The 13071-nt window shown below is 38.2% G+C and carries 11 protein-coding genes; 6 read left to right on the plus strand and 5 right to left on the minus strand.

Translation table 11 applies throughout. From position 1 onward, the window contains the following. The first annotated feature begins 42 nt into the window (after positions 1-42). Positions 43-666: a TetR/AcrR family transcriptional regulator gene (locus HJG58_RS10575; RefSeq protein ID WP_170248829.1), complete on the plus strand. Its 624-nt coding sequence runs from the start codon at positions 43-45 to the stop codon at positions 664-666. 93 nt (positions 667-759) lie between these two features. Here the strand turns inward: HJG58_RS10575 and HJG58_RS10580 are convergent, their stop codons facing one another. Continuing rightward, positions 760-1647 (minus strand): AraC family transcriptional regulator, encoded by an 888-nt coding sequence (locus tag HJG58_RS10580; protein ID WP_170248830.1) that lies wholly within the window; start codon positions 1645-1647, stop codon positions 760-762. Between the two features lie 287 nt (positions 1648-1934). Between HJG58_RS10580 and HJG58_RS10585 the strand changes: the two genes are divergently transcribed. Then, complete coding sequence (locus tag HJG58_RS10585) at positions 1935-2987, plus strand: NAD(P)-dependent alcohol dehydrogenase (protein WP_170248831.1); 1053 nt, start codon at positions 1935-1937, stop codon at positions 2985-2987. Between the two features lie 72 nt (positions 2988-3059). Here the strand turns inward: HJG58_RS10585 and HJG58_RS10590 are convergent, their stop codons facing one another. The 3 genes from HJG58_RS10590 to HJG58_RS10600 form a co-directional block, all read right to left on the minus strand. Beyond that, positions 3060-4403 (minus strand): PepSY-associated TM helix domain-containing protein, encoded by a 1344-nt coding sequence (locus HJG58_RS10590; protein ID WP_170248832.1) that lies wholly within the window; start codon positions 4401-4403, stop codon positions 3060-3062. 301 nt (positions 4404-4704) lie between these two features. After that, a complete protein-coding gene (locus HJG58_RS10595) occupies positions 4705-6669 on the minus strand; it encodes a multicopper oxidase family protein (protein ID WP_170248833.1) in 1965 nt (654 codons plus the stop codon). Between the two features lie 43 nt (positions 6670-6712). Continuing rightward, positions 6713-8260, minus strand: coding sequence for a tyrosinase family protein (locus HJG58_RS10600; protein WP_170248834.1), 1548 nt, complete (start codon positions 8258-8260; stop codon positions 6713-6715). A 649-nt stretch (positions 8261-8909) separates the two neighbouring features. Between HJG58_RS10600 and HJG58_RS10605 the strand changes: the two genes are divergently transcribed. From HJG58_RS10605 to HJG58_RS10620, 4 genes are read left to right on the plus strand one after another with little or no spacing between them, the layout of a single operon-like run. Beyond that, positions 8910-9929 carry an ABC transporter substrate-binding protein gene (locus HJG58_RS10605; protein WP_170248835.1) on the plus strand — a complete coding sequence of 340 codons (1020 nt, stop codon included), beginning with the start codon at positions 8910-8912 and terminating at the stop codon, positions 9927-9929. 2 nt (positions 9930-9931) lie between these two features. Next, positions 9932-10942: a FecCD family ABC transporter permease gene (locus HJG58_RS10610; protein ID WP_170248836.1), complete on the plus strand. Its 1011-nt coding sequence runs from the start codon at positions 9932-9934 to the stop codon at positions 10940-10942. After that, positions 10939-11703 carry an ABC transporter ATP-binding protein gene (locus HJG58_RS10615; protein WP_170248837.1) on the plus strand — a complete coding sequence of 255 codons (765 nt, stop codon included), beginning with the start codon at positions 10939-10941 and terminating at the stop codon, positions 11701-11703. Before HJG58_RS10610 ends, HJG58_RS10615 begins: the two co-directional genes overlap by 4 nt. Before the next feature lie 5 nt (positions 11704-11708). Further along, positions 11709-12197 carry a GNAT family N-acetyltransferase gene (locus tag HJG58_RS10620; RefSeq protein WP_170248838.1) on the plus strand — a complete coding sequence of 163 codons (489 nt, stop codon included), beginning with the start codon at positions 11709-11711 and terminating at the stop codon, positions 12195-12197. Here the strand turns inward: HJG58_RS10620 and HJG58_RS10625 are convergent. Continuing rightward, positions 12192-12983: an AraC family transcriptional regulator gene (locus HJG58_RS10625; RefSeq protein ID WP_170248839.1), complete on the minus strand. Its 792-nt coding sequence runs from the start codon at positions 12981-12983 to the stop codon at positions 12192-12194. The genes HJG58_RS10620 and HJG58_RS10625 overlap by 6 nt on opposite strands. Between the last annotated feature and the right edge of the window lie 88 nt (positions 12984-13071).

Below are 13071 nucleotides of genomic sequence, written 5' to 3' on the forward strand. Positions count from 1 at the left end.
TTACACTTAGAACGAAATTGCTAAAATTTTTATAAGGTCAATATGTCTAGTTTAACGAAAGCTCATGAAAAAGATCAAAAAATTCTGGATGCAGCAACAAAGTTTTTTTTGATCCACGGCTTTAGTGGAACAACGACCGACATGATTCAAAAGGAAGCGGGGGTTTCAAAAGCTACTATGTATGGTTGCTATAAGAATAAAGAAGCGATGTTTGCAGCGGTGATCGAACGTCAATGTACCAACATGCAAAAACAAATTATTTTAGTTGAGACAAAAGCCGACAATTTACGCTCAGCTCTAACTGAAATTGGAAAGACCTATTTGTGTTTTATATTATCGCATTCAGGTTTGGCTTTTTTTAGGGTCTGTATTGCAGAAGCTGTAAGATTCCCTGAGTTATCTGAAAAATTCTTTGAATTAGGTCCACAGCGTCTAGCAAATATCATTGCAGGATATCTAGAAAAATCCGTTAGACAGGGCGAAATTGAATTAAGCTCTTCTTCAGAAGTTGCTGCGAATATATTTTTATCGTTATTAAGAAGTGATGCTCATCTAAAATGTTTGACGCATCCTGATTATTTAATATCAGAGAATGAAATTAGTACTTGGGTTGAGTATGCGGTTGATTTGTTTTTAAAAAATATCAATATTAAAAAAAGTATTTAAAATCACTCTAGGACAAAAAGATCCAAGTGCTGTGAATATTATTACTCAGTTAAAACTGATAAATAGAAAAGCCCTCAATATTCAGGATGTTTCTTATATATTCTTAATATCTACTGACGGAGAAACCCCAAAAAAACGTTTATATTCTCTAGAAAATTGCGACAAACTTTCATAACCGACTTGCATGCTGGTAGATGAAATGTCATATTCTTCGGTCATTAATAAACGCCGTGCTTCGGTCAACCTCATTCTCTTTTGATATTGTAAGGGACTCATGGAAGTTATATCCCTAAAATGTTGATGAAAACTTGATGCACTCATCCCCATTGTGCTTGCCAGTTCTTCAACACTAAATGATTTTGCAAAATTTGTTTTCAGCCATTCAATCGCTTTCACAATTCGATGCCCTGTAGTGCCTGCCGCTACAATACGTTTAAGTCGATCGCCTTGTGGGCTCATCAATAAACGATAAAAAATTTCCTTAATAATAAGAGGAGACAAGATGGGAATGTCTTGTGGCGTATCTAGTAGTTTTATTAACCGTATAAACGCATCATTCAGCTCTGAATTGACTACTCCAACCGCCATTCCTTTTTTCTCAGTATTTACATCTTTAAAAGGAATATGCGCCTCAAGCATGATTTGGGCGAGTACATACGGGTCTAGGCGTAACACGATTGAAAGATAAGGTCGTTCAACTGAAGCTTCAAGAACCTGAGCAATTACAGGCAAATCAATTGCAGTAAAAAGGAAATGGTTAGAGTCGTACGTATAGGTTTCTTCGCTAAGAATCACCTGTTTTTTTCCTTGAGCAATCATACATAGACTGGCATCCATCATGCTGCTACTTGGTTGGGTCAATGTCTCTGCACGATATAAAGTCAGTCCCATAATAGCTGTTTCGAATGTACCTTTTTCTCGGGTCCATTGATTGACAAGTTGAGCTAATTCTTGATTACTGTCTAGAGACCTATTCGCCATTCAGATTCTACCGATTACCCTCTGTGTTTTTATTGTAGGCATTTCAAATAAGAAAAATAGTGAGAAGTACAACAATTCGGAGGATTAGGCAAATCTGTGAGAGGAATAGAACAACACTCTACAACTTTCATTTTTATACTGAGGAACATGGCAAAAAACTGATTGATTCAATTTTGCTGGATCACCGTTCCCAAAACGTATTCATGGGTTTTCAAAATCAATAGCCATTAATGAATATCCAGTGAAGGAATCATTTCTATTTAAACATTAAACACGAGAGAAAAAATATGACAACTGAAGTTTTAGGTTATGCCGCGCTGTCATCAGAAACTCCTTTAGTTCCGTTTAAATTTGAACGTAGAACCCCACGTGAAGATGATGTTGTTATTCAAATTGAATACTGTGGTGTTTGCCATTCCGATCTACACCAAGCTAAAAATGATTGGGGATTTAGTGCTTATCCTTTAGTTCCGGGTCATGAAATTGTCGGGCGTGTCACCTCAATTGGCCCTAAAGTCACAAAGTATAAAGTTGGTGATTTAGTGGGCATTGGCTGTATGGTCGACTCATGCCGTACTTGTTCTGCTTGTCATTCAGGGTTAGAGCAATATTGTGAAGAAGGTAACATCCAGACTTATGGCGGCGTAGATCGCCATGACCAACGCCCAACTTATGGTGGATATTCACAAAGCATTACCTGTAGCCAAGATTTTGTATTAAAAGTACCTGAAAATCTGGATGCTCAAGCTGTGCCACCACTGCTTTGTGCTGGCATTACCACTTGGTCGCCACTACGTCACTGGAATGTTGGCAAAGGTAGTAAAGTCGCTGTAGTGGGGTTAGGTGGTTTAGGGCACATGGCAATTAAACTTGCCAATGCTCTAGGCGCTGAAGTGACATTATTTACCCGCTCAGCAAACAAAGAACAGGATGCAAAACAACTTGGCGCACATCATGTTGTGTTATCAACAGATGACACTCAAATGAAATCAGTATTAAATCAATTTGATCTAATTGTTGATACTGTGCCTTATGACCATGATTTAAAGCCTTATATTCCAACTTTAGCTTTAAATGGAACCATTGTGTTGGTTGGATATTTAGGTGAAATTAGCGCAAATTCAGTACCTATGATTTTAGGGAGAAAATCAATTGCAGGGTCGGTCATTGGTGGAATTAAAGAAACACAAGAGCTACTCGATTTTTGTGGTGAGCATAATATTGTTTCTGAAGTTGAGATGATTGATATGAAAAATATTAACGGAGCTTTTGAGCGTATGTTAAAGAGCGATGTGAAGTATCGTTTTGTGATTGATATGAAAACACTGTCTGAAGATTAATTTAGTAGTTATTTTCGGCTGTGCATACTATGCGTAGTGTGCACAGCTCAAAAGTTTAATACCAATGTGAGTTTATGATTTAGACGGGATGTATTTACGCATAGCAAAGATAAATAGCGTAAATAAAATACTAAAACCAAAAACAGGTAAGCTAAGCCCTAACACGATTCCCACCAATATTAACCATATTTTTTGTGAACCAGTTGCACGATTCCAAATCAATAAGCTTTGACCAACAAAGTGAGTTGTCATGAGTTTTAAATTCGAGTTTTTAAACGCAGCTCTATATCCGTAAATAATCATAATACACAGTGCGGAAGCATAAAGTGCCAGTATCAATTGATTTATCCAACCAAATAAAACCCCGATATGGGCATCAACTCCCCAACGAGTGAGTTTTGCCACTAACGAGTAGTCTTTAAACGCAAGTTGATCGATGACTTTGTGTTGTTCCATATCAATGGCGATACTGTCTGCTTGAGTTGGCCATTTGCGCTGAATTTCGGCTACAGTCCAAGCTTGATTTCCACTAGTCGGTGATTTGATTTGTATTTGTGCTGCATCAATACCATGTGCTCTAGCGATTGAAAGAGCAGTATCGTACTCAGTCGAAACAATATTTAAATTAAGATTTTCACTATGAGGCATCTCGTGATGTTCATGGTGCATCACTGTAGGTAAATTATCTGTTTGAAGGGAAGTTGCTAATGTTGGCGTTTGCCAGTTAAGCCACTGACGAGCAACTCGAATATTATCTCCAGCCCACTGGGACCATGTAAGCCCCGTAATGGCGATTATTAATAAGAGAGGAAATAGACCTAAACCCAATGTGCTATGCCATCTTAATAATCTATTTTTTTGTGTCTGTCTAATTTTAAGATTTTGACGGCGTTTCCACCAATTATAAAGTCCGGTTAAAGTCAAAATTGCTAACCAGCTTGCAGCCAGTTCACTATAAAAGCGCCCCCATTTTCCTAGTAATAAATTGCTATGTAACTGGTCGAGCGTAGTTCGAAATGGCAGAACCCCACTGGTACCATAAACCGCTAGATGACCTTTGGCTTTAAGTGTAAAAGGATCAATAAAAACGGCTTCACTTGTAAAAGCGTGGATAGGGTCTGAAAAAATTACACGTGTTGTCTGATCAGAGCTAGGAGCTGGCCTAACTTCAATCACCTGTGCAGACTTTGGCATTACTTGCTTTGCAGCTTCAATTTGCTGGCTCAGCTTATGTGGTGGTTGCTTCAATGGCTCAACGTATAGAACATCTTTATAAATCGCTTGTTCAAGTTGAGGTGTAATCGCATAGAGTAAGCCGGTGAATGCTGCGACCAATATAAATGGTGCAATAAAAAAACCGGCATAAATATGAATTAAACGGTAAAGACTACGCCAGAAAGATGATTGGGTCAGCATCGGAAGTTAATGTCTATCAGATTTTGGGCTGGATTATAACGAGTTATTTATTTTAATGTTGATTGTGCAGTAACCACTATTAAATTATTTGAGTAGCTCTGATGTGCACTTTTTAAGCCAATAATTAAATGGTTTTTATTGCTTGGTAAATTTTATACCTTTTTCTATTTACTATTTAAGACTTTATTTGATAACTCTACAACTTATAATTCAAACTGTTTTGCTTCCTTATTAGTATTAAAAAACCGCTTATTTTAATATAAGCGGTTTTATTAGAATAAAGTTTTACTGCAGTCCAGAACTAGTGATGGCCTTGTGAAACTCCACCATTTCCATCAGGAAGAGTAATTCGAATATTTTGCATCATGCCTTGATCTTCATGATCCAAAATATGGCAGTGCAATACAAAGTCACCGATGTAGCGTTGGTACTTGGTTCTCACAATGACTTTATAACTGGCTCCTTGTACGTTTTTAACCCAGATTGTATCTTTCCATGTCCCTTTTAGACCACGATATTGTGGATCAGGTGCAGCCGTTTTGTCATAGTCATCCACGGCATTTATATCACTGACATCTTTACCGTTAGGGTCATACACTGCTACGACTTGAAATGGGTTTACATGAATATGAAAAGGATGGCTAGCTAATTTAGAGGTGAGTATCCATTCATCGGTTTTGCCTAACTCGAGCGTACGGTCAATTCGATCTGGTTGATACGGTTTTCCATTCACCAGAAACTGAACTGGATCAGCATTTGTATCAATATTAAATTCTAAAAATTGTTTATACGGTGTAGTTGGTAAGTCCTGATGAGGAACAAAATGACTAAGCTTCAGATTTTGTTGTAAATCTTGAAGAACTGCGGGACGCATATCTGGGGCAATATTTCGGTATGCATTATTGCTTAAAGCCGTTGTTAAAGACTGCGTAGCAGAGCTGGCTTTATTGACTTGAACTATACCGAGTAAGTGCTTCTGTGAAAGTGTACGGTCCACGTTAGCAGAAGCCGAAGCCGCTTCATCAATTAAACAATAACGACCTTCTTGAGGGAATTGAATTAATGCGTCATAACGATAACCTGGTTGAAAGACTGTTACTGTTTTGTCCATAACTTGTTTGAGAGTTAGACCGTCGGCTGCGATGATGTGTTGACTCACAATAGGTCCTGTACAACTTTCACTTAATAATTTCTTTTCACCCATTGGTGTTAAATTGAGTTTGGATGGAATATTTTGCATTTGACGAACGCTTAAGTTGATACTATCGCGAACACCTGCATGTACCATCCGCCAACGCTCAACTTGTCCTGCAACCGCTTGAGTGATGAAGGGTTGAACTTCTCCATTGATGCTCGTATATCGTCCTGATTTTCCCCAATCGCCGGGGCCAAAACCCTGATAATCTCTAATTTCACCAATTTGATTGTTTTGGCAAATATAGTTGCCATTTTGATCGGTTTCGATTTTTCCGTTAGCATCGTAGCAAGCATATTGGATTTGCTGAAAAACCAGAGTTCTTTCTTTAAAACCATAAGTGAGTAAATCTAAATCACCTGACTTATTTGGGGTAGGCTGGCGATATCCACGAATAATTAACGCACCCGCCATACCACTTGCAACTTGAATCGCGGTTGAACCATGTCGATGTGGATGGTACCAAAATGTTCCGGCTGGATGATCGGATGGAATGTTGTATTCATATTGGAAATTAACACCCGGATTAATCGAAATTAAAACGTTATCACTATTTCCTGCTGGGTTAATCCATAAACCGTGAGTGTGCATGTTAGTGCCATCAAAACAATGTGGTTTATTCACATCAAAATGATCGCCAGTACAACTTGGGTCTTTAGGAAATTTTTTGTGAGTAATCGGGTCTGTATCAAGTTGATTATCTAAGTTTGCTCGTACAGTTTCTCCCGGAAATATTTCAATCGTCGGAGCAATATAAGGCGTATTGGGCTGTGTATTTGTACCTTGATAACTACGTAAAAGGACTTCGTCATAACGATTTGTCGCTGGGTTCCAAAGTCTGTTCCTCGTTTTTTTAACTTCCCATGTAAACAATGCTTCATTTGAAGATTGCATTTGTGGAGCGTTTGTTGGTGACGTAGTAGATTTAGGTTTGGCAATTAATGCGACATGATTACGCGCAACAGCCATATCGGGTGGGTCTTCTAATATACGTTCAGAAGTATCATTTGCTGATACACACCAACTCACTAAGGTTAGAGGTATGCATAATATTAAATGAGCTATTTTCATAATGAATATAGGCCTGAAAAAATCAGGCCTCTCCCTTAAATTATTATTTTGAAGTTTCTAAGCGAACCTGAGAAATACTCAAGCCTTGAGAGCTTAATTTTTCTTTCACTTGATCAAGCGTTAAATCAGTAGCAACAAACTGAACCTCTAAGTCTTCAGCAGGCATGCCTAATTGCTTAACCTGATCACTAACTTGATAAACCAATTGACCAATATGACCTGGGTGCCCGCCGTGGTCATGATCTAACACACCGAAGTAGTTAATTGTGGCAACATAAATTTTTTGGTCAGGTTTATTTTTTGGAGATAGATAAATCTTATAGGTTAGATTTGGATTACCAATCATTTGGACATTATCTAATATTAAATAGGTTTGTCCTGATGAAAGCGTTGTTTGAGTAAGTTGACTTGAGTTCTCTAAGAAACTTGCAGTTTGAGGGGCTAAAGCTACTTTTTGAGTTACACCCATAAGCTTAATGCTTTTATTACTGCTAACTGGTTTATGATTCATTTTAAATAGGTTTGCTTTTTCAGCACCTTTACTACTCATGACCGTAGCTTCAACTTTACAAGCATTTTCATTGGTATATCGCACTGGAATTTTACCGGGGGTGAATACATCAGCAATTGTCATAGTAACTTTATTGCCGTTTTCATCTGCAAATGTATATCGGGTGTCATACCAACTATCTGGCATACCTAAATTTTTCTTGGCCCATTCAAGCGTAATCGGTTGCCCATTCGCTTTTTTATTTAGCCAGCATTGCCACAAGCGATCTATATTTGCATGGTGCATATAAAATACGGGGTCTAAGCCTGCAATAGGTACAAAGCCCATATCAGGCAATACACAGTTTTTACCTACTGCACAGTGCATTACACCATGGGGTTGGGATTGTAACTGGTTAGAGAAATCTTTGAAGTTATCCCATTTAAAGGCTTGAGCAGCGCTGGCATTATCTGGATCTATGGCGCTGATGTTGGTATTTAAACCCGGGGTACGGAACTGATCATATAAAGTACCAGCCTGTTTACCGCGGACCAATTTAGGCAGTGCTAAGCCTTGACCATTAGCAGCTTTTTCTTCGTAATAGTCCCAATAAGGAAGTGAATAATCTTGTCCAACATATTTACGTACCGTTCGCTCATAAAAATAAAGCATCATACGGTGCCACGGTAAGAAATTTAGATTGCCATGTTGGCATGTACCCCAAACTTCATCGGTAAAGCCATCATTTGGGACTGGTGAATTTTGAATATGCTTATAGTAACTGTCACATACTGCTTTACTATATACCTGTAAACACTGGGGCATACGGTATTGATTAACATAGTAATCTTTGTCTGTTGCATGTGTACCTGTACCAAAATAGCCATGCGTATTGGCCCAGTAATTAAAGCTTGTACGAAACTCGGGTGATAAGGGGGGAGCATTATTATTTGCCCGCATTTTTTCCAAACCTTTTTGTAATGCACTTACTTTGGCTGGATCTTTTGCAAACTCCGTCGCACTCATTCGTAGTGAGTCAGCATGGGTTGTTAAGCTCATGCTAAATAATAGAGTGCCTAAAATATAATAATTTCTCTTCATGTTCTTAAATCCTTGTCATGTTTAATGTTCTTATATTTGATTATTTGTAATGTATGAATTTACCCTTGTTTTGGATAATTCTTAACCTAATCTAGCATATAAAATAGTTTTTATTAAAGTTTTATGTTTAATATTAATAATGAAAAAACTTAATTTTAAATCGTGTAATTTTTTAGAAAAACTTAATTATTTAATATATGTTTAATGTGGTTCTATTGAGGATTAAAATAAAAATTTAATTATATTTTTATGTAATGTGTTTTGTTTTTTAATTTTGTAGTTATGAAGTCTCATTATTTTTCTGGATTAAATTTTTTAAATATTAAAGCTAAAACTTTCTGATTAAATTTAAATATTGAAAAGTAAGTGATTTCAGTTGAATGGTTTAAAGAAAATTTTAAATATTTTGGAAATGGCTATTCATTTTTCGAGTTTTAAAAATCACAATCACATGATTATTAAGTTTATTTTGTAATTCTGGCATTTTTATTGCTTAATTACTCTTATCTTTAGTACACCATTTGATTTACTAACTTATAAATGATGATTCAAACCGTCTTGCTCACTTATGGTGTGTTTTTCACATGAAAAATGCACCAAATAGACACGTCTTTTTATTTTGCACTGTATTTGTGCGTTGGGTGCCGTAATGAAGTTATTCGCTTTATTACTCACTTTACTCATTCTATGTGGATGTTCTTCATCTGAACAAAGTGGTAATGCGCAGGAAAAGTTAGCAGCCCATTCTATATGTGTCTTCGATAATACAAATACAAAAGTCTGTGTAGCCAAACCCGCCCAAAGAATAGTTTCTCTATTTGAGTCGGGTTTAGATGGCTTATATATGCTAGGGCAAGGTCATAAAGTGATTGGCATACCAGCCGAAGTATACATCCAGCCTTTATTATTTAATGCCTACTCAAAAATAGATAAGCGTATCGCCAATAAGCAGCTTGCGACGCCTTCACAAGGGGCAAATGCAACCAATATTGAAAGTCTTGTGTTGTTAAAACCTGATCTGGTGATTGTAGGGAGCGGGCAGACTCAAACAATTGAACTGTTACGGCAGTTCGGCATTGCTGTATATGTCATGGAGTCCAGTACCTACCAGCAAGTAAAAGAAGAACTTTCTGAAATTGCTATTCTGAGCGGTGCCCAAAAGCGAGCTCAAGAAATTTTAAATTTCTCTGATGAAATTGTGGCGGAGGTCGCAGCCAAAACCGCACGTCAGCCAAATAAACAATCGATTTACTATGCTTGGTCTGGTGGCCGAATTTTTTCTACCTCGGGACGTCAGTCGATTACCAATGATTTTATTGAGCTGGCGGGTGCGTACAACATTGTTCAGACCAATACGAATCAACCCAATGTAAATCCCGAGACTTTAATTGAATGGAACCCCGACAATATTGTGCTTTGGAATACTAACCCCCAACTGATTTATGAACGAAAAGAATTACAGGGTTTAAGTGCCGTGCAAAACCGAAAGGTATTTAATTTGAGTCCTGCATTTGTATATAACCCACACACCATCAAAATTATTATTACGGCGATTTATTTGAATCATAGTATTTATCCCGAAAACTCCGATTTACCTGTAAGTGCTTTACAACAGCGCATTTTAACTAAGTTGTATGGTGAGCACCTTGCAAAAACGTTGGTGCAATAAATATGGAAAAACTGAAATATTATTGGTTTTACCCTTTACCTTTCCTCATGATTTTTATCTCGCTGCTTATTGGGCCAACTCAGACCTTGAGTGCATGGGACTATACGCTGTGGGGTGTACAAGCAGTTTTTGGTACACCTTATTTTGATGCAGAACAATTTAGACTGATGCAGAACATTATTATGAATGTCAGATTGCCCAGAATTTTACTGACCTTTATGGTGGGAGCTGCATTAGCAACCGCGGGTAATGGTTTGCAGGCATTGTTTCGTAATCCATTGGTCGATTCTTATGTGCTTGGTATTTCATCTGGCGCTGCGTTCGGTGCAGCCTTGGCACTTTCTTTAAGTTGGCTTTCACCCAATCTATCAGCCTTTATTTTTGGCGTTTGTGCTGTTGGCTTAACGTATTTATTTGCGCATCAAAAACATGAAAGCCAGACGTCTTTAGTGATGGTGATTTTATCAGGCATGATTGTTTCGGGGCTGTTTTTGGCAGGACTTACAGTTATTCAATACTTAAGTGATCCATTTAAATTACAAGCGATCGTGCAATGGACCATGGGCAACTTACATCAGGCGTCTTGGCAAAAGGTCCAATATGCCGTGCTACCGATCTGTATTGGCCTTGTCGGATTATTTGCGATGCGTTGGCGATTAAACTTGATGGCACTTGGTGCTGAAGAAGCGCAGGCTGTGGGTGTTAACCCAAGATGGGAACAACTGCTTTTAATTGCTCTAGTCACAGTATGTACGTCAACTTCTGTAGCCGCTGCAGGCATTATTAGTCTATATGGGCTCTTTATGCCGCATATTGTGAGAATGTTGGTTGGGCCAGATCACCGCTATAGTATTCCTGCCAATATGGTGTTGGGCGGTAGTTTTCTACTCATGATTGATAACTTTTCTCGGGTTTTACTTACGTTTGAAATACCGATTGGTATTTTTACCATGCTACTTGGCGCGCCATTTTTCTTATTATTAATGAAAACACAGAGGACTCATTGGGCATGATTCAAATTGATCAGTTAAATTATGCCTATGGGCATAAACAGGTTCTTAAAAATATTCATCTGGAGTTTCCTGAAAATCAGTTTTCCGTCATTTTAGGACGTAATGGCTGCGGAAAATCGACACTTTTTAAGCTGATGACGGGTCTAGAACCCGTAAAAGATGGATTAATCCGTTACTCTGGAAAACCATTATCGGACTTTAAAGGTAAAGATCGGGCTGCATTGCTCGGCTTTTTACCGCAGTTTCATAAAACCGTATTTCCATTTCTGGTTAAAGATGTAGTGATTACAGGGCGTGCAGCTTTCAGCAGATATAGGCCTTCAAAGTCAGATTGGGAACGTGTAGACCAAGCTTTGCTTGATTTAGACATCGAGCATTTGCGTGACCGTCCTTATACCGAGTTATCGGGTGGCGAAAGACAATTGGTCATGATTGCCCGTATTTTAGTGCAAGCCCCAAAAGTCATTTTGCTCGATGAGCCAACCAATCATCTCGATGTTTATTACCAGTCTTATTTAATGAAAAAGTTGCGTCAGTTATCGCGGCAAAATTTTACGGTGATTGCGATTATGCATGATCCCAATTTAGCTTTTTTATTTGCAGATCATCTGTTTTTTATGCGCCAACACGAAGTGGTTAAGCCTGAGTCAAAAACACGAATAACTGATCCAAAGTTTTTAAAAAGTGTCTATGATGTCGAGTTCCATGAGGCCATGATTCAAGACAAAACCATTGTTATCCCTGATCATTCTTGGCTGTAAAAAATATGACACTTTACTATCAGTTAGCCGACAAATCAGACTATGAGTCTGCGGTAGAGTTTGCACTTTATACAAGACAGTTGTTATTCCCAGAAATCTATCATGGGCAAGTTCCCAAAGATTTACAAAATTTTGGGCAATATTATGTCCATGATCCATTGGGCTGCTTCATTACGGTAAAAAATCAAAACCGCATTATTGGCACCATTGCATATCGAGCTTATGACCATCGTTTTGATTTAAATTTGCCGATTAATACGGTTGAGGTCGTTAAGTTATTTGTATTGCCTGAATACCGACGTAAGGGCATCGCGACCCAGCTATGTGACATATTGTTTAGCCATGCCAAAAACCATGCTATTACTAGTTTGTATTTGCATACCCATCCATTTTTGCCAGCGGCTGAAGAATTTTGGCGGCTCCAAGGCTTTGATTTGATTAAACGTGAGTGGATTGAGACCTATGACACCATTCACATGAGTAAATCTTTATAGTGCTTTATCATGCGCATGAAATCTTTTTTGAAAATGGGTAGGCGGATAACCCATAATTTTACTGAACATTGCGGTAAAAGCTGCCGAGTGTTCATAGCCCAAGCTAAAAGCAATTTCAGTAATTGAGATATTTGCTTTTAACGCATTTAAAGCATAGATGATGCAGACTCGATTACGCCAAGCCTGAAAGGACATGCCAGTTTCAGACTTAAACCAGCGGTGAAAAGTCCGTTCACTTTTATTGTGTTCATGTGCCCAATCTTTAGGACTACTATGAATATCAGGATGCTGCATAAACTCGGCACATTGTTTAGATAGTAAGGTGTTATGAGGCAATGGAATAAACAGAGGCAGGGCGGCTGGTGCAGCTTCTAACTCATATAACAATAAATCGATAAGAGCGCCGTCACGTCCTGAATGCTGGTAGTCAACAGGTAGCTGATTAGCCTGAATGAGCAGTTGATGTAACAAAGGCGAGACTTGTATAACCTCGCAATAGTTTGCTTGTCTTGGTGCATGGTCCGCTTCTATATACAAACTATAAGTACTGATTTTAGATAGCCATACCCGATGTGGTTTGCCAGCGGGTATCCATACACCGCTGTACGGTAATACGAGCCATTGTCCATCTTCAGTTTCAACTTTCATAAGGCCTTTGGGTGCATATAAGAACTGAGCACGGCGATGGCTATGCGTATCTAACAAGGTATCAGCAGGATAATCTGATCCTAATGCTAGAACTGCTTGTGGTAGATGGTCTACGTGGTTAATTGGAATATTACGCATATATTTTTGGCTGAAATAAATAAAAAGATGGCTTTTCTACGTTAGTTTGCCATAGAGCTATTTTATATCATGCCTCTATAAACGTGAG

Origin of the sequence: Acinetobacter geminorum, from assembly GCF_013009345.1 — a bacterium.
Classification (GTDB): Bacteria; Pseudomonadota; Gammaproteobacteria; order Pseudomonadales; family Moraxellaceae; genus Acinetobacter; species Acinetobacter geminorum.